General features: G+C 67.6%; 5 protein-coding genes. All 5 read left to right on the plus strand.

Annotated features, from left to right (window positions below; genetic code table 11):
- Positions 1–3,403: amino acid adenylation domain-containing protein (locus D7V80_RS31985; protein ID WP_147447276.1), on the plus strand; the 3,403-nt coding region annotated here is incomplete at its 5' end.
- Between the two features lie 38 nt (positions 3,404–3,441).
- A complete protein-coding gene (locus tag D7V80_RS31990) occupies positions 3,442–6,300 on the plus strand; it encodes an amino acid adenylation domain-containing protein (protein WP_120591726.1) in 2,859 nt (952 codons plus the stop codon).
- A 1-nt stretch (position 6,301) separates the two neighbouring features.
- Positions 6,302–7,120 (plus strand): aminodeoxychorismate lyase, encoded by an 819-nt coding sequence (gene pabC, locus D7V80_RS31995; protein WP_158616735.1) that lies wholly within the window; start codon positions 6,302–6,304, stop codon positions 7,118–7,120.
- Positions 7,121–7,138: 18 nt separating this feature from the next.
- Positions 7,139–8,113 (plus strand): TauD/TfdA family dioxygenase, encoded by a 975-nt coding sequence (locus D7V80_RS32000; protein WP_120591728.1) that lies wholly within the window; start codon positions 7,139–7,141, stop codon positions 8,111–8,113.
- A 53-nt stretch (positions 8,114–8,166) separates the two neighbouring features.
- Positions 8,167–19,423: non-ribosomal peptide synthetase (locus D7V80_RS32005; protein ID WP_120591729.1), on the plus strand; the 11,257-nt coding region annotated here is incomplete at its 3' end.

The raw sequence follows: 19,423 nt of genomic DNA on the forward strand, positions 1-19,423 counted from the left end.
GTCCTGGCGTGCCGCCAGCGTGCGGCACGTGTTCCCGGCCGAATTGGCCGCCCGCCTGTCGGAGGTGAGCAAGGGCCATCAGGCGACGCTGTTCATGACGTTGATGGCCAGCACGGCCATCCTGCTGAACCGGTACACGGGCCGCGAGGACCTGTGCGTGGGGACCACGGTGGCGGGCCGTGACCACCTCGAGCTGGAGAACCTGATTGGCTTCTTCGTCAACATCCTCGCCATCCGCGTCGACCTCAGCGGCAATCCCACGGCGGAGACGGTGCTGCAGCGCGTGCGGGCCCAGATGCTGGAGGGCATGAAGCACCGCGCGCTGCCGTTCGAGCACATCCTCACGGCGCTGCAGAAGCAGCGCGACAGCAGCCAGATTCCCCTGGTGCCGGTGGTGATGCGCCACCAGAACTTCCCCGCGGTCACCTCACGGGACCTGGGGCGCGACCTGGGGGCGGGGGCGATCGAGTTCGGGGACCGGACGACGCCCAACGAGCTCGACCTCCAGTTCGCCGGCGACGGAAGCTCGCTGGAGGTGGTCGTCGAGTTCGCGAAGGACCTCTTCTCCGAGCGGACCATCCAGCGGCTCATCACGCACCTGCAGCAGGTGCTGCAGACCCTGGTGGACAAGCCGGACTGCCGGCTGACGGACTTCCCGCTGGTCACCGAGGACGCGCATCAGGGCGGCGCGTCCGGGACGAAGGCCGGCAGGCTGGACGTGTCGAAGAGCCCCCTCGCGCTGTTCAGCGCGCAGGTGAAGGCCTCGCCGGACGCGGTCGCCTGCATGGGCGTGGACGGGAGCCTGACCTACCGGGAGCTGGACCGGAGGTCCAACCAGGTCGCCCACCACCTGATGGCGCGCGGGGTGAAGCGGGAGACGCGCGTGGGGCTCTTGTTCGAGCGCTCGCCGGACCTGCTGGTCGCGCTCCTGGGCATCCTCAAGGCGGGGGGCTGCTTCGTCCCGCTCGATCCCGGCTACCCGCAGGAGTACCTGGACACCATCGTCGCCGACGCGCAGCCGCACCTGGTGCTGTCAGGCCGTGCGTTGGGCGAGCGCCTGTCCAAGGCGGCCGGGCAGCGGGTGTACCTGGATGAGGTCCTGGCCGCGTCCACGGACGCGAGCGAGGCCCCGGTGCTCATCGCCCCGGAGCAGCTCATGTACGTCATGTACACCTCCGGCTCCACGGGCCTCCCGAAGGGGGTGCTCGTTCCCCACCAGCAGATCCTGAACTGGCTCTACCCCCTGTGGGAGAGGGTGCCCTTCGAGCAGGACGAGGTGGTGGCGCAGAAGACGTCCACGGCCTTCGCGGTCTCCATGAAGGAGCTCTTCACGGGGCTCCTGAAGGGCGTGCCCCAGGCGTTCATCGACGGGGCGGTGGTGAAGGACGGCGAGTCCTTCGTGAGCCACCTGGAGCGGTGGCGCGTCACCCGGCTGTTCACGCTCCCGTCGCACCTGGAGGCCCTCCTGTCCCACGTCCACGGCGTGGCGGAGCGCCTGGGCTCCCTGCGGCACGTCATCCTCGCGGGCGAGCCGTGCCCGGTGGAGCTGGTGGAGAAGCTGCGGGAGACGCTGCCGTCGTGCACGGCGTGGTTCAACTACGGCTGCACCGAGGTCAACGACATCACCTACTGCGACCCGAACGAGCAGTTCCACAGCTCGGGGTTCGTGCCCATTGGCCGGCCCATCCAGCACACCCGGGCGCTGGTGCTTGATGACGAGCTGCGCTCGCTGCCGGTGGGCATCATGGGCGAGCTCCATGTGGAGAGCCCGGGGACGGCGCGGGGCTACTGGAACCAGCCGGCGCTGACGGCCGAGCGCTTCATCCCGAACCCGTTCGGCGAGCCGGGCAGCCGCCTCTACCGCACGGGCGACATGGCGCGAGTCCTGGAGGATGGCTCGCTGGAGTTCCTGGGGCGCCGTGACTACGAGGTGAAGATCCGCGGCCACCGCGTGGACGTCCGCCAGGTCGAAAAGAGCATGGCGAGCCACCCGGAGGTGCTCGAGTCCGCGGCGCTGGGCTGGCCGCGGGGCGCGAAGACGCCGCAGCTGCTCGCGTACATCGTCGCGAAGCCAGGGCAGACCCTGTCCATCGAGGACATGCGGGAGTACCTGTCCGCCCGCCTGCCGACGTACATGGTGCCCACGCTCTACCTGTTCCTGCCGGCCCTGCCGCGGCTGCCCAACGGCAAGCTCGACCGGCTCGGGCTGCCGGAGCCCAAGAGCATCGAGGAGGGCGGTGACTACGTCGCCCCCCAGACGCCGACGGAGAAGACGCTGGCGGGGCTGTGGTCGGAATGCCTCAAGCAGGGCGACATGCCCGCGCCGCAGGTGGGCCGCCTGCACAACTTCTTCAACCTTGGTGGGCACTCGCTGCTGGCACACCGGGTCCTGTCGCAGGTGCATCGGCACTTCGGAATCAACCTGGGCATCCAGTCGCTGTTCGACTCGCCGGTGCTGAAGGACTTCGCGGCGACCGTGGACAAGGCGCTCGCGCCCGAGGAACAGGACGGCTCCGGTGACGCACACGGGGCCTCGGAGGAGGCCTCCGTCATCGTGCCGCTCGCCACCCTCGGGGCGCTGCCGAACCTGTTCTGCGTCCATCCCGTGGGCGGTCAGGTCACCGCCTACCGCGAGCTCGCCCTGGCGATGGGGCAGCACGCGCGGGTGTACGCGCTCCAGTCGGAGGGCGCCCGTGAGTTCGGCGCCATCGAGCCCCTGGCGCGCTTCTACGCGGAGGCGATCCGCAAGGCCCAGCCGGACGGCGGCTATCGTCTCCTCGGGTGGTCTTCCGGCGGGCTCATCGCGCTGGCGATTGCGCGCGAGCTGGAGCAACAGGGCTGCGCGGTGGAGTACGTGGGCCTGGTGGATTCCGCGCCCATCCCGAAGCTCGCGGGTGAGCGCGGCTGGGCGCCGTTGATCGCGGCGACCAACATCCTGGGCACGACGCGGGGCCGCGGCTTCTCCATCCCCGAGGTCGACGCCGCCCGGACGTTCCTCGAGTCACGCGGCTGGAGCGAGGAGGTCTTCGGCTCGGAGGAGGGCCCCGAAGCGCTGGAGGAACTGGCCCGCCACTTCGGCATCGCCCTCTCCGAAGGGTCGTCGGAGTACCTCCTGGCCCGGCTCGAGACGGCCAGGTACTACCTGTCGCTGTTCGCCGGCTTCAAGCCGGAGACACTCGGGCCGAAGACGGACCTCTATCTCTATGAGGCCGCGGAGCGGGCCGGCTCTCCGTCGAACGACGACACGAGCGGGTGGGGCGCCTCACGGGCGAACGTCGTGCAGGTGCCGGGCAATCACTACACCGTTCTGCAGGGAGAGAACGCGCTGCGACTGGCGGGGCGGATCTCCGAGGTCCTGACCGCGCCGGCAAGCGCGGCGGCGACGAGGACTCGGGCTTCGTGACCCTTCCGCAACCCACCGGCAAAAGGAACTCCACGCAGATGGACAATCGAGCGTTCGCATCCAACCCGCCGGCGCGCATGCGTGATGCGTATGCGGCGGTTCCCCAGGTCAAGGCCGAGTTCCCGTCGGACGTCGGCGTGCACCAGTTGTTCGAGCAGCAGGCGGAGCGGATCCCCGATGCCGTCGCCGTGAGGTCGGGGAACGAGTCCCTCACCTACGGGGAGCTCAACGGCCGGGCCAATCAGCTCGCCCGGCACCTCGTGGCGAATGGCGTGGTCCCGGGTGGCTCGGTGGCCGTGCTGATGAACCGGACCCCCGCGTGTCTCGTCTCACTGCTCGCCATCCTCAAGGCGGGCGCGGCGTACGTCCCGGTGGACGTCGGACTGCCGGCCATGCGGGTGGACTACATCCTGAAGGACAGCGGCGCCACGTGCGTCCTGACCGACCGGGAGTCGCGCTCACGCCTGGACGCCTCGGCGCGTGTCATCGACGTGGATGACCCCTCCCTCTATTCGGGGGAGAGCCTCGACCTCGGGCTCCCCGTCGCTCCAGAGCAGCAGGTCTATTGCATCTACACCTCGGGCTCGACGGGTCTGCCCAAGGGCGTGATGGTCCAGCACCGCGCGCTGATGAACTACGTCTGGTGGGCGAAGAAGCAATACGTCACCGACGCGGTCGAAACCTTCGCCCTGTACTCCTCGCTGTCGTTCGACCTCACGGTCACCTCCATCTTCGTTCCGCTCATCTCCGGACGCTGCATCCAGGTGTACCCGGAGCTGGGCGACGATGTGCCCCTCATCAATCGGGTGATCGAAGACAACAAGGTCGACGTGGTGAAGCTCACGCCGGCCCATCTCGCGCTGCTCAGGAACACGGACCTGTCGCGAAGCCGGCTGAAGGTGCTCATCCTGGGAGGGGAGGACCTCCGCGCGGAGGTGGCGGGGGACGTCCACAAGCGGCTGGATGGACGGGCGGTGCTCTTCAACGAGTACGGCCCCACGGAGACCGTCGTGGGGTGCATGATCTACCGCTACGACCCCGCGGTGGACCTGCACGGGTCGGTGCCCATTGGAACGGGCATCGACAACGTTCGCATCTACCTGCTCGACGGGCGTCGGCGCCCCGTCAAGCCGGGGGAGATCGGAGAGCTCTACATCGGCGGCGCCGGGGTGACGCTGGGCTACAAGGGCAAGCCCCAGGTCACCGAGGAGCACTTCATCACCAGTCCGTTCGTGGTGGGGGAGCGCCTGTACGTCAGTGGCGACCTGGGCCGGGTGAACGAGCGCGGCGACGTCGTCTTCCTGGGCCGGAAGGATCTGCAGATCAAGCTGCGGGGATACCGGATCGAGCTGGGAGAGATTGAGAGCGCGCTCCTCGCCTATCCGGGCGTCAAGGAGTGCACCGTCGACTCGACCAAGACGGCGCAGAACCCCGCCGCCGCGCAGCTCACCTACTGCGCCCGGTGTGGCCTGGCGTCGAGCTTCCCGAACACGACGTACTCCGCCGAGGGCGTCTGCAACCACTGCGAGGCCTTCGACAAGTACCGCGGCGTCGTCGACGACTACTTCAGCTCGATGGATGAGCTGAAGGCGATCGTCACCGAGATGAAGAGCAGCCGCCACGCGAAGTACGACTGCATCGTGGCGCTCAGCGGCGGGAAGGACAGCACGTACGCGCTCTGCCGGATGATCGACCTCGGCGCCCGTGTGATGGCCTTCACGCTGGACAACGGCTACATCTCCGAGGAGGCGAAGCAGAACATCAACCGGGTCGTGGCCAGGCTGGGAGTGGATCACCGCTACCTCTCCACCCGGCACATGAACGAAATCTTCGTCGACAGCCTGAAGCGCCACAGCAACGTGTGCAACGGCTGCTTCAAGACCATCTACACGTTCGCGATCAACCTGGCGCAGGAGGTCGGCGTCAGGCACGTGGTGATGGGGCTGTCCAAGGGCCAGCTCTTCGAAACGCGCCTGTCAGCGCTGTTCCGCGCGTCGACCTTCGCCAACGACGCCTTCGAGAAGAGCCTGGTCGATGCGCGGAAGATCTACCACCGCATCGACGACGCCGTGAGCCGCCTGCTCGATACGACCCACGTCAAGGACGACCAGGTCATCGAGAACATCCGGTTCGTCGACTTCTATCGCTACTGCCACGCCAGCCGGCAGGAGATGTACGACTACATCGAGAAGACGGTCGAGTGGGCCAGGCCGGCGGACACCGGGCGGTCCACGAACTGCCTCCTCAACGACGTGGGCATCTACGTCCACAACAAGGAGCGCCGGTACCACAACTATTCGCTGCCCTACAGCTGGGACGTGCGGATGGGCCACATCAGCCGGGAAGAGGCGATGCGGGAGCTGGACGACTCGGCGGACATCGAGATCGCGAAGGTCGAAGGCATCCTCCACGACCTCGGCTACGAGCTGAACGACCAGGTGGTGGGCTCGGCGGAGGCGCAGCTGGTCGCCTACTGCGTTTCGGAGAAGGAGATCCCCGCGGCCGACCTGCGGCAATTCCTGGCGGAGCGCCTGCCGGACTACATGGTGCCCAGGGCGTTCGTCCAACTGGACAGCATCCCGCTGACGCCCAACGGCAAGGTCAATCGTCAGGCCCTGCCCAAGCCCGACCTGCAGCGGACGGCGGACACCGCCGGACGCGCGGCGCCTCGAACGCCCGTGGAGCTGCAGCTGGCGGAGCTGTGGAAGGAAGTGCTGCAGATCGACAAGGTCGGGGTCCACGACAACTTCTTCGCGCTGGGCGGGCACTCGCTCCCCGCGCTCATGCTGCTCTACAAGATCGACAGTCAGTTCCAGAAGACGATCAGCATCGTGGAGTTCTCGCAGTCGCCCACCATCAGCGCGCTCGCGATGCAGCTGGGCGGTGGCGGGGACTAACGTGCGCTTCGTCACTGTGAATGGCGAGGACGCGGCGGTCTGCTCGGTGCTGGACCGCGGGCTCCAGTTTGGAGACGGCCTCTTCGAGACGATGTTGTGTGTCGACGGGGCAGCGGTCGACCTCGAGGAGCACTGGCTGCGGCTCCAGGAGGGCTGCGGCCGGCTGGGAATCCAATGCCCGGACATCCGGCGCGAAGTGAACGCCGCGATCGCCAGGTGGGGGACGCCCAGGGCGGTGGCCAAGCTCGTCGTCACCCGGGGCAGCACGGAGCGCGGCTATCGCTGCGCCGCTTCCGTCCGGCCGAACTGGGTCCTCACCCTCTCGGATGCCCCGAAGCATCCGCTGGCCCACGGGAGCGGAGGCGTGGCCGTCAAACTCTGCCGGACGCGCGTCTCGCTCGAGGACCCGCAGCTGGCCGGGGTGAAGCACCTCAACCGGCTGGCCCAGGTGCTCGCGAGGAGGGAGTGGGAAGACGAGTACCACGATGGGCTGATGACGGATCCCGGTGGGCGGCTCATCGAGGGCTGCACGACCAACCTGTTCCTCGTTGCCGGAGGGACCGTGAGGACGCCCGACCTGACCGCGTGCGGAGTGCGCGGCATCGTGCGGCAGAAGGTCCTCGACCACGCGAAGGCGAGCGGAATCCCCTGCGAGGTGACCCAGCTGGGGCTCCAGGAGCTGGAGCGCGCGGACGAGGTCTTCCTGACGAACTCGGTCTTCGGAGTCGTGCCGGTCGGAGCCGTCGACGGGACGAAGTACGGGGTGGGTCCAGTGACGGCGCGGCTGATGAGAGAGCTTTGCCAGGGTGTGTACTTTTGAGGCTCCGTGGAGGACGGAATGACCGGCAACTTGGATAACGCGGAATGGCCCCTGGTCATCACGCCTGGCGCTCAGTCAGTGCTGCTGGAGGATTGGGTCGCGGAGAACCGTGGCGGGCTCGAGCGGCGGCTGACCGAACACAAGGCCCTGCTCTTCCGCGACTTCGGCAGCAGGAATGGCTTCGAGAGCATCGCCAACGGCTTCTTCGACCGGCGCCTCAACTACACCTACCGGTCAACGCCTCGGACGGACCTGGGGCAGAACCTCTACACGGCGACGGAGTACCCGAAGCAGCTGCCGATTCCGCAGCACTGCGAGAACGCCTACCAGCGCGACTGGCCGATGCGGCTGTTGTTCCACTGCGTGGAGCCGGCGAGCAAGGGTGGCCGGACGCCCCTGGCGGACATGAGCCGGGTGACGGCGATGATCCCCGCTGAAATCCAGGAGGAGTTCGAGCGGAAGAAGGTCCGGTATGTGCGCAACTACCGCGCTGGCGTGGACCTGCCCTGGCAGGAGGTCTTTGGCACGAGCAGCAAGGCCGAGGTCGAGAAGTTCTGCGCCGACCACGACATGGAATGCCAGTGGATCGAGGGGGGCCTGAGGACGATCCAGATCTGCCAGGCCTTCGCCGCGCATCCGCTCACCGGTGAGCGGATCTGGTTCAACCAGGCCCACCTGTTCCATCTCTCCGCCTTGGACGCGGGTTCGCAGAAGATGATGCTCTCCTTCTTCGGTGAGAGCGGGCTGCCTCGCAACTCGTACTTCGGAGACGGGTCGCCCATCGGGAGCGACGTCCTTGAGCAGATCCGCACCGCCTTCGAGCGGAACAAGGTCTCGTTCGAGTGGCGGAAGGACGACGTGCTGTTGATCGACAACATGCTGGTCTCGCACGGACGGGATCCGTTCGAAGGCCCCCGGCGGGTGTTGGTCTGCATGGCGGAGCCGTACTCGGAGCTCCAGCAGCGCGAGTCCGCCAGGGCGGCGAGCTCGTAGGCCCGGGTAGTGGCGTCGCTGTCGGCGTTGCGCAAACCAGTTGGAGGAGTTTCTTGTCCAGAGTTTCGACGCTGCTGAAGGCCAGGCCGGAGGGGTACGAGGACGGGCTGGAGCTGCCGTCCGACTACCTGCGGACGTCGAGCCAGACCTGGCGTGCGGCGACGTTCCGGTACCGCTATCCGTCATCGCTGGTGAGGGATGTGGCGGAACTCGGCGGGGAGCAGCAGTCGACGCTGTTCACGAGCCTGGTGGCGAGCCTGGCGGTGGTGCTGAACCGGTACACGGGCCGCGAGGACGTGAGCGTCGGGACAACGGCGAGCCAGACCGGATCCTCCGCCGACATCCTGCCGTTGCGGCTGGACCTGTCGGGAGCGCCGACCCTGGGCGAGGTGCTGCAACGGACGAAGGCGGTGGTGGAGCGCCAGCGGCAGAGGGACAGCAACCCGAGTCCCTTCGTGCCCATCATCGTAAGGCACCAGAACCTCTCGACGCGCTGGGATGAAGGGCTCGCTGGGGAGCGGACGACCGCGAGCGAGCAGGACTGGCGATTCTTCGAAGACGGCACCTCGTTGGAGCTGGTGCTGGAGTACGCGGCGGACCTCTTCAGCGAGAAGACGGTGAGGAGGATGGTGGAGCACCACCAGCGGGTGTTGGAGGCGCTGGTGGAAGGGCAGTCCGAGGTGCGGCTGCTGACGGAAGAAGAGGAGGGACTCTACGAGAAGCTGAACGACACGTCGTTGCCGTTGGACGAGACGTGGAGCCTGGTGGAGACGTTCGAGCGCCAGGTGCGTGCAACACCGGACGCGGTGGCATGCATCGGAGTGGAGGCGGGAGGCGGACACCGGCAGCTGACGTACGGGCAACTGAACGCGCGGGCGAACCAGGTAGCGCGGAGGCTGCGGGCGCTGGGCGTGGGGCCGGAGACGCGCGTTGCCGTCCTGAGTGAGCGCTCACCGGAGCTGCTGGTGGCAATGCTGGCCATCTTCAAGGCAGGTGGCTGCTACGTGCCGGTGGACCCAGCGTACCCCCGCAGCTACATCGAGCAGATTCTGGCGGATGCAACGCCGCAGGTGGTGCTGGGCCGGAGGGGCCAGGCGGATGGCACCCGCGTGGACGTGTGGCTGGACGAGACGCTGGAGGAAAGCGACTGGGAGGGCGTCGCGCGTCCTGCGAGCCGTCAGCTGGCGTGCCTGATGTACACGTCAGGCTCCACGGGCAAGCCGAAGGGCGTGATGGTGCCGTACAGCCAGCTGCACAACTGGCTGGAAGCGGGCCAGCGGCGCTCCCCCTACGAGCATGGCGAAGTGGTGCTGCAGAAGACGGCCATCGCCTTCGCGGTGTCGGTGAAGGAGCTGCTGGGCGGCCTGCTGGCCGGAGTGGCGCAGGTGATGGTGCCCGAGGCACTGGTGAAGGACAGCGCGGCGCTGGCGGCTCAAATTGAGCGCTGGAAAGTCACGCGCATCCACCTGGTGCCCTCACACCTGAGCGCGCTGCTGGAAGCCGCGAGTGAAAGCGCACTGAAGACACTGAAGTACGTCATCACCGCGGGCGAAGCGCTGCCGCAAGGCGTGAGGGACGAGGCGAAGCGGAAGCTTCCAGGCGCGCAGCTGTGGAACAACTACGGGTGCACGGAAATCAATGACGTGACGTACCACCCTGCGAGCCAGGAGGGCGGGGGGACGGTCTTCGTGCCCATCGGCCGCCCCATCGCGAATACGCGGGTGTACGTGCTGGACGAGCAGCTGCGGCAGGTACCGGTAGGGGTGATGGGGGAGCTGCACGTAGACAGCGTGGGACTGGCCCGAGGGTACTGGGGCCAGCCAGCGCTGACAGCGGAGCGCTTCATCTCCAACCCCTACTCCCGCGAGCCTGGGGCGCGGCTGTACCGCACGGGAGACATGGTGCGGGTGCTGGCGGACGGCTCGCTGGAGTACCTGGGCCGGCGCGACTACGAGCTGAAGGTGCGAGGGCACCGGGTGGACGTGCGCCAGGTGGAGAAGGCCGCCAGCGCGCACCCGGCGATTCGGCAGGTGGTGGTGGCGGGCTGGCCGTTGGGCGCGAGCAACGCACAGCTGACGGCCTACCTGGTGCCAAGGCCGGGCATGGCGGTGGAACCGAAGCAGGTGCGCGAGTACCTGTCAGAGCTGCTGCCGACGTACATGGTGCCGACGCTGTACACGGTGCTGGAGGCGCTGCCGCGGCTGCCCAACGGGAAGCTGGACCGGCTGTCCCTGCCAGCACCGGACCTGACGAGCAGCCGGGAGGAGCACGTCGCTCCACGCAGTGCGGTCGAGCAGAAGCTCGCGGCACTCTTCGGCGAAGTCCTCGGCCTGGAGCACGTCGGCATCCACGACAACTTCTTCAACCTCGGCGGGCACTCGCTGGCAGGCATGCAGCTGGTGTCCGCAATCCGGAAGCACCTGGAGATCGAGGTCCCACTCACCCTGATCTTCGAATCGCCAGTGCTGGAGGCGATGGCGCTCAGGATCGAAGCGCTGCGGCAGCAGGGACACCGCAGCCGAGTGCCAGTCATCGAGCAGGTGGAGAGGACAGGCCCCTTGCCGCTGTCCTCGGTGCAGGAGCGCGTGTGGTTCGTGCACGAGCACATGGAGGACCAGCGGACCAGCTACAACATCACCTGGACGTTGCGCCTCTCCGGCAAGGACTTCTCGCTGGAGGCGTTGCGGGTGGCCTTCAACGAGCTCGTGGCGCGGCACGAGACGCTGCGCACGTGGTTCCGAGGGACGGAGAGCGCCGGGGAGGCCGTGCAGGTCGTCGGTGAGCCTTGGACGGTGGAGCTTCCGTTGAGGGAGGTGCAGGAGTCGGAGGTGGCGGCCACCGTCAACGCGCTGTCCCGGCACGTGTTCGACTTGAGCACGGGGCCGTTGTTGACGGCGGAGGTCCTGCGGGTGGCAGGGGATGAGCACGTGCTCGTCAGCAACATCCACCACATCATCACGGATGGCTGGTCATTCGGGGTGATGCTCCAGGAGCTGCGGGCGCTGTACGAGGCCGCGGTGCGCGGGGAGCGTGCAAGCCTTGCGCCCTTGCCGGTGCAGTACGGCGACTACGCGGTGTGGCAGCGGCAGCAGGACTTGAGTGAGCACCTCGCGTACTGGACGAGGAAGCTGGAGGGGTACGAGGACGGGCTGGAGCTGCCGTATGACTACCCGCGAGGCTCGAATCGGGCCTGGCGCGCGGCGACGTTCCACTATCGCTACCCGGACGCGCTGGCGAGGAAGGTGGCGGGGCTGGGGAGGGAGCAGCAGTCGACGCTCTTCATGAGCTTGGTGGCGAGCCTGGCGGTGGTGCTGAACCGGTACACGGGCCGAGAGGACGTGTGCATCGGGACGACGGTGGCGGGCCGCGAGCAGGTGGAGCTGGAGAGCCTCATCGGCTTCTTCATCAACATCCTGCCGTTGCGATTGGACCTGTCGGGAGCGCCGAACCTGGAGGAAGTGCTGCGGCGGACGAAGGGCGTGGTGCTGGAGGGATTCGAGCACCGTGCGCTGCCCTTCGAGCACCTGCTGAACGCGCTGAAGCGGCAGCGGGACAGCAGCCAGATTCCCTTCGTGCCCATCGTCGTGAGGCACCAGAACTTCCCTACGGCCCAGGTAGCGAAGTGGGGCGAGGGAGTGGTGCTGAAGAAGTTCGAACTCGCGGGGGAAAGGACGACCGCAAGCGAGCAGGACTGGCAGTTCTACGGGGACGGTTCCTCGCTGGAGCTGGTGCTGGAGTACGCGGCGGACCTCTTCAGCGAGAAGACGGTGAGGAGGATGGTGGAGCACCACCAGCGGGTGCTGGAAGCACTGGTGGAAGGGCAGCCGGAAGTGCGGCTGCTGACGGAAGAAGAGGAGGGACTCTTCGAGAAGCTGAATGACACGGCGTTGCCGCTGGACGAGACGTGGAGCCTGGTGGAGACGTTCGAGCGCCAGGTGAGAGCGACGCCGGACGTAGTCGCGTGCATCGGCGTGGACGCGGAAGGTGGGCATCGGCAGCTGACGTACGGGCAGCTGAACGCGCGGGCGAACCAGGTGGCGCGGAAGCTGCGGGCGCTAGGTGTGGGGCCGGAGACGCGCGTTGCCGTCCTGAGTGAGCGCTCACCGGAGCTGCTGGTGGCGATGCTGGCCATCTTCAAGGCGGGCGGCTGCTACGTGCCGGTGGACCCAGCGTATCCCCGCAGCTACATCGAGCAGATTCTGGCGGATGCAACGCCGCAGGTGGTGGTGGGGGGGCGAGGGCGGACGGACGGCGCCCGCGTCGACGTGTGGCTGGAGTTGGATGGAGCGCAGCGGCTGGCGGACGAGGTGCTGGCGACGCTTGAGGAAAGCGATTGGCAACACGTCGCGCGGCCCGCGAGCCGTCAGCTGGCGTGCCTGATGTACACGTCAGGCTCCACGGGCAAGCCGAAGGGCGTGATGGTGCCGTACAGCCAGCTGCACAACTGGCTGGAGGCGGGCCAGCGGCGCTCCCCCTACGAGCGCGGCGAGGTGGTGCTGCAGAAGACGGCCATCGCGTTCGCGGTGTCGGTGAAGGAGTTGCTGGGCGGGCTGCTGGCCGGAGTGGCGCAGGTGATGGTGCCCGAAGCGCTGGTGAAGGACAGCGCGGCGCTGGCGACTCAGATTGAGCGCTGGCGAGTCACGCGCATCCACCTGGTGCCCTCACACCTGAGCGCGCTGCTGGAAGCCGCGAGTGAAAGCGCACTGAAGACACTGAAGTACGTCATCACCGCGGGCGAAGCGCTGCCGCAAGGAGTGCGCGAAGAGGCGCGGCGCAAGCTTCCAGGCGCGCAGCTGTGGAACAACTACGGGTGCACGGAAATCAATGACGTGACGTACCACCCTGCGAGCCAGGAGGGTGGAGGCACTGTCTTCGTGCCCATCGGCCGTCCCATCGCGAACACGCGGGTGTACGTGCTGGACGAGCAGCTGCGGCAGGTACCGGTAGGGGTGATGGGGGAGCTGCACGTGGACAGCGTGGGACTGGCCCGAGGGTACTGGGGCCAGCCAGCGCTGACAGCAGAGCGCTTCATCTCCAATCCCTACTCCCGCGAGCCTGGGGCGCGGCTGTACCGGACAGGGGACATGGTGCGGGTGCTGGCGGACGGCTCGCTGGAGTACCTGGGCCGGCGCGACTACGAGCTGAAGGTGCGAGGGCACCGGGTGGACGTACGCCAGGTGGAGAAGGCCGCCGGCGCGCACCCGGCGATTCGGCAGGTGGTGGTGGCGGGCTGGCCGTTGGGCGCGAGCAACGCACAGCTGACGGCCTACCTCGTGGCGAGGCCGGGCATGACGGTGGAGCCGAAGCAGGCGCGCGAGTACCTGTCAGAGCTGCTGCCGACGTACATGGTGCCGACGCTGTACACGGTGCTGGAGGCGCTGCCGCGGCTGCCCAACGGGAAGCTGGACCGGCTGTCCCTGCCAGCACCGGACCTGACGAGCAGCCGGGAGGAGCACGTCGCGCCGCGCAGCGCGCTTGAGCAGAAGCTCGCGGCACTCTTCGGCGACGTCCTCGGCCTGGAGCACGTCGGCATCCACGACAACTTCTTCAACCTCGGTGGGCACTCCCTCCTGGCGTCGCGGCTGGTCTCCCGGATTGGAAAGGAACTCGGCGCCGGGATCTCGATCGCTGCCCTGTTTCAACGGCCCACGATTGGAGAGCTCTGCGAGCTGATGGGAGGCCTGGACGAGCAGGCCTCGTGGGATCTCACGCCCGCGCCATCGGGAAGCACCGATGCGGTGCTCTCGTTCGCGCAGGAGCGCATGTGGTTCCTGCACAACTTCGTCAAGGGCGTGCCCTACAACACGCCGGGGCTCGACCTCCTTACGGGCGAGCTGGATGTCTCGGCCCTGGAAAAGGCCATCCGCGCGGTCCTCCGCCGCCATGAGCCCCTGCGAACGAACTTCGTCGAGAAGGAAGGGGTGCTGTCCCAGGTCGTAGGGACGGAAGAGCGCTTCGTCCTGTCCGTGACGCCCATCCGCGACGAGAGCGAGCTCGCGCCACTGATGGCGGCCGTGCTCCAGACGCCGGTCGACCTGGAGCGGGAGCTGATGCTCCGGGCCCATCTCTACCGGCTCGACTCGCGGAACCACTACCTGTTCATCACCATCCATCACATCGCCTTCGATGGTTGGTCAACGTCGGTCTTCTACCGGGAGCTGGCGGCGTACTACGCCGCGTTCCTCCGGGGTGAAGCCAGTCCACTGCCCGCCCTGGAGATTTCCTACCGGGACTACGCCCGATGGGAGCGGGCTCATTTCCAGGACGCGGTGCTGGCGGAGAAGTTGCGGTACTGGCGGCAGCGGCTCGCGGGCGCCACGCCCCTCGTTCTTCCGACCACGTATCCTCGGCCGCCTATCCAGGGCTTCTCTGGCGCCGTCGTGAGCTTCGCGTTCAACCGCTCCCTCACCGAGCGATTGAAGCCGCTGCTCGCCGAGTCTGGCGCCACCCTGTACATGGCGCTGCTCGGCGCGTTCGCCGTGGTGCTGAACCGCTACTCCGGCCAGGACGACATCTGCGTCGGCTCTCCCGTGGCGAACCGCGGGCACATCCAGACGGAAGGCCTCATCGGCCTGTTCGTCAACACCCTGGTGATGCGGGTGGACGTCGCCGGGAACCCCCGCTTCGTCGACCTGCTCGCGCGCATCCATCGCACGGCCATCGAGGCCTACGCGAATCAGGACGTGCCCTTCGAGAAGATCGTCGACGACCTGCAGGTCGCGAGAGACACGGTCCGCTCACCGCTCGTGCAGGTCATCCTCAACTTCCACAACACGCCTCCTTCCGAGCTGGCGCTGCCGGGAGTGGTCCACACGCCGATGCCGGCGCACAACGGCACCGCCAAGTTCGAGCTCACCATCGACGTCGCGGAGACGAGCGCCGGCCTGACGGGGTCCGTGGAGTACGCGACGGGGCTGTTCAGCGAGGACTTCATCCGGCGGATGATCGGACACCTTGAAGTGGTGCTGGACGCGGTCGGCCGGGATCCGCGAGCGCCCATCGACGCATTGCCATTGCTCACCCGGCAGGAGCACCTGGAGCTCCTGTCGCGGAGCGGCCATGAGCTCCCCGCAGCGGACCCCGTCGAGCTCATCCCGCGGACGTTCGAGCGACGCGTCCAGGAGAACCCGCTGGCCGTTGCCCTGGTCCGAGGCGACGAGCGCATCACCTATTTTGAGCTCGACCGTCGGGCCAACCAGATTGCCCGCCGCCTGCGCGCCGCGGGCGTCGGGCCGAACACGCTCGTGGGGCTTTGCGCGGAGCGCTCCGTCGAATGGGTCTGCGGTGTCCTCGGCGTCTTGAAGGCGGGCGGTGCGTATGTGCCCATCGACCCAGCCTCCACCCCGGAGGCGATCTACGACGTCCTGTACGAATCAAAGGTGCGCCACCTGCTGACGGAGTCGCGCCTCGTCGGGGAGCTGCCGGTCGATGACCAGGAGATCCTGCTCCTGGACCTCCCCGCGGAAGGTGGAGGGGACGAGGCCGTTGCCGACCTTGGCGATGGCGGCCTGACCTCCGAGTCCCAGGCGTACGTCAACTTCAGCTCCGACTCCGCTGGAGCGTCGAGGGGCGTCACCGTCCGGCATGGGGCGTTGGCCCGCCGGATGGCCGCGAGCCACGCGCGGTACCCGGCCATTTCCAACGCGCGCTTCCTGCTGAAGTCGCCGCTGGCGTCCGACCTGGCGGCCACGGAGCTCTTCCAGTGGCTCGTCAGCGGCGGCAGCCTCGGCATCCTCGACTCCCGAGCCGACCGCGACGCCTCGGCCCTCCTGGCGCAGGTGGGCAGGGACGCGATTGGCGTCCTCTACTGCGTGCCCTCCGAGCTCTCGGCGCTGGTGAGCCTCCTGGAGCGAGAGCGAGACAGGGTCCGTGAGCTGAGCACCCTCCGGTGCATCTTCTGCGGCGGAGACACCCTCACGGTCACCCTCGTCGAGCGTTTCGGGGCGCTGGTGCGAGCCGCCCAGCTCCCTCTGCGGCTGTTCAACGTCTACGGGACGAAGGAGACGGGAGTCGGCGCGAGCGACTTCGAGTGCAATCTGGACGCGAACGGCTCCGGCACCGAACCGGGACGGCTCTCGTATGAGCGGCTGCCCATCGGCGGACCGGCCCGGGACATGCGGCTCTACGTGATGCAGACCCATGGTGGCCTGGCTCCGTTGGGCATCCCGGGGGAGCTGTACGTCGGCGGCGCGCAACTCGCTGAAGCCCGTCATGGCGACGAGCCGAAGGCCACCCACCCTCGCTTCGTTCCGAACCCCTTCCGGAGCGGAGCGGAGACGGAGTGGCTGTTCCGGACGGGAGACCTCGTTCGCTGGTTGTCTCAAGGCCTCCTGGAGTTGATCAGCACCGAGAGGGAGCGCGATGGTGGAGGGGACCGACGGATCGATTGCCGCTTCATCGAAGCGAGCCTGCGCCGTGTGGACATCATCCGCGACGCAGTGGTTGCCTTCGTTTCGGAGCGCGAGAGCAGGGCCCGGCTTGTGGCCTACGTCGTCCTGGAGGAGTCGCACGCGGCGGACGTCGAGTCACGCGAAGGGCGGGCCGCGCTGAAGGTTCGGATCAACGCCGGGCTCGGGGGCTCGTTGCCGGAGTACATGCTGCCGGCAACCTACGTGTTCATGGACAGCCTGCCCTTGACGGCATACGGGAGGCTTGACCGGAAGGCCTTGCCCGAGCCGGAAGATGACCGCGACATCAGCGGTGCGTCGGCCTATGTGGCCCCGCGTGGGCCTACGGAGATTGCGCTGGCGCGCATCTGGCAGCAGGTGCTGAGGCGGCCCCAGGTCGGACTGCGAGACAACTTCTTCGAGATGGGTGGCCACTCGGTGATGGCCATCCAACTGGTGTCCGCGATCCGGAAGCAGCTGGAGATCGAAGTCCCCATCACCCTGATCTTCGAATCGCCAGTGCTGGAGGCAATGGCGCTCAGGATCGAAGTGCTGCGGCATCGGGGACACCGCGGCCATGCGCCAGCCATTGAGCGGGTGGAGAGGACAGGCCCGCTCCCTCTGTCCTTCGTGCAGGAGCGCGTGTGGTTCGTGCACGAGCACATGGAGGACCAGCGGACCAGCTACAACATCACCTGGACGTTGCGCCTCTCCGGCAAGGGCTTCTCGCTGGAAGCACTGCGGGTGGCCTTCAACGAGCTCGTGGCCCGACACGAGACGCTGCGCACGTGGTTCCGAGGGACGGAGAGCGTCGGGGAGGCCGTGCAGGTCGTCGGTGAGCCCTGGACGGTGGAGCTTCCGTTGAGGGAGGTGCAGGAGTCGGAGGTGGCGGCCACCGTCAACGCGCTGTCCCGGCACGTGTTCGACTTGAGCACGGGGCCGTTGTTGACGGCGGAAGTTCTGCGGGTGGCGGAAGACGAGCACGTGCTCGTCAGCAACATCCACCACATCATCACGGACGGCTGGTCGTTCGGGGTGATGCTCCAGGAGCTGCGGGCGCTGTACGAGGCCGCGGTTCGCGGCGAGCACGCAAGCCTTGCGCCCTTGCCGGTGCAGTACGGCGACTATGCCGTGTGGCAGCGGCGGCAGGACCTGAGCGAGCACCTCGCCTATTGGACGAGGAAGCTGGACGGGTACGAGGACGGGCTGGAGCTGCCGTATGACTACCCGCGAGGCTCGAATCGAGCCTGGCGCGCGGCGACGTTCCAGTACCGCTACCCGGACGCGCTGGCGAGGAAGGTGGCGGGGCTGGGCAGGGAGCAGCAGTCGACGCTCTTCATGAGCTTGGTGGCGAGCCTGGCGGTGGTGCTGAACCGGTACACGGGCCGAGAGGACGTGTGCATCGGGACGACGGTGGCGGGCCGCGAGCAGGTGGAGCTGGAGAGCCTCATCGGCTTCTTCATCAACATCCTGCCGTTGCGATTGGACCTGTCGGGAGCGCCGAACCTGGAGGAGGTGCTGCGGCGGACGAAGGGCGTGGTGCTGGAGGGATTCGAGCACCGTGCGCTGCCCTTCGAGCACCTGCTGAACGCGCTGAAGCGGCAGAGGGACAGCAGCCAGATTCCCTTCGTGCCCATCGTCGTGAGGCACCAGAACTTCCCGATGGCGCAGGTGGAGAGCTGGGGCGAAGGAGTGGTGCTGAAGAAGTTCGAGCTCGCGGGAGAGCGGACGACCGCGAGCGAGCAGGACTGGCAGTTCTACGGAGACGGTTCCTCGCTGGAACTGGTGCTGGAGTACGCGGCGGACCTCTTCAGCGAGAAGACGGTGAGGAGGATGGTGGAGCACCACCAGCGGGTGTTGGAAGCACTGGTGGAAGGGCAGCCGGAAGTGCGGCTGCTGACGGAAGAAGAGGAGGGACTCTTCGAGAAGCTGAATGACACGTCGTTGCCGCTGGACGAGACGTGGAGCCTGGTGGAGACGTTCGAGCGCCAGGTACGCGCAACACCGGACGCGGTCGCGTGCATCGGCGTGGACGCGGAAGGTGGGCACCGGCAGCTGACGTACGGGCAGCTGAACGCGCGGGCGAACCAGGTAGCGCGGAGGCTGCGGGCACTGGGAGTGGGGCCGGAGACGCGCGTTGCCGTCCTGAGTGAGCGCTCGCCAGAGTTGCTGGTGGCGATGCTGGCCATCTTCAAGGCGGGCGGCTGCTACGTGCCGGTGGATCCTGCGTACCCCCGCAACTACATCGAGCAGATTCTGGCGGATGCAACGCCGCAGGTGGTGGTGGGGGGGCGAGGGCGGACGGACGGCACCCGCGTGGACGTGTGGCTGGACGAGACGCTGGAGGAAAGCGACTGGGAGGGCGTCGCGCGTCCTACGAGCCGTCAGCTGGCGTGCCTGATGTACACGTCAGGTTCCACGGGCAAGCCGAAGGGCGTGATGGTGCCGTACAGCCAGCTGCACAACTGGCTGGAAGCGGGCCAGCGGCGCTCCCCCTACGAGCGCGGCGAGGTGGTGCTGCAGAAGACGGCCATCGCGTTCGCGGTGTCGGTGAAGGAGCTGCTGGGCGGGCTACTGGCGGGCGTGGCGCAGGTGATGGTGCCCGAGGCGCTGGTGAAGGACAGCGCGGCGCTGGCGACTCAGATTGAGCGTTGGAAAGTCACGCGCATCCACCTGGTGCCCTCACACCTGAGCGCGCTGCTGGAAGCCGCGAGTGAAAGCGCACTGAAGACACTGAAGTACGTCATCACCGCGGGAGAAGCGCTGCCGCAAGGAGTGCGCGAAGAGGCGCGGCGCAAGCTTCCAGGCGCGCAGCTGTGGAACAACTACGGGTGCACGGAAATCAATGACGTGACGTACCACCCTGCGAGCCAGGAGGGCGGGGGGACGGTCTTCGTGCCCATCGGCCGCCCCATCGCGAATA

This window comes from Corallococcus sp. CA054B, from assembly GCF_003611625.1.
GTDB classification, from domain to species: Bacteria; Myxococcota; Myxococcia; order Myxococcales; family Myxococcaceae; genus Corallococcus; species Corallococcus coralloides.

Excerpts from the sequence above, each read along its gene's own strand:
- D7V80_RS32000 (WP_120591728.1), top strand. The coding sequence starts at position 7,139 with ATGACCGGCAACTTGGATAACGCGGAATGGCCCCTGGTCATCACGCCT.
- D7V80_RS31990 (WP_120591726.1), top strand. The coding sequence starts at position 3,442 with ATGGACAATCGAGCGTTCGCATCCAACCCGCCGGCGCGCATGCGTGAT.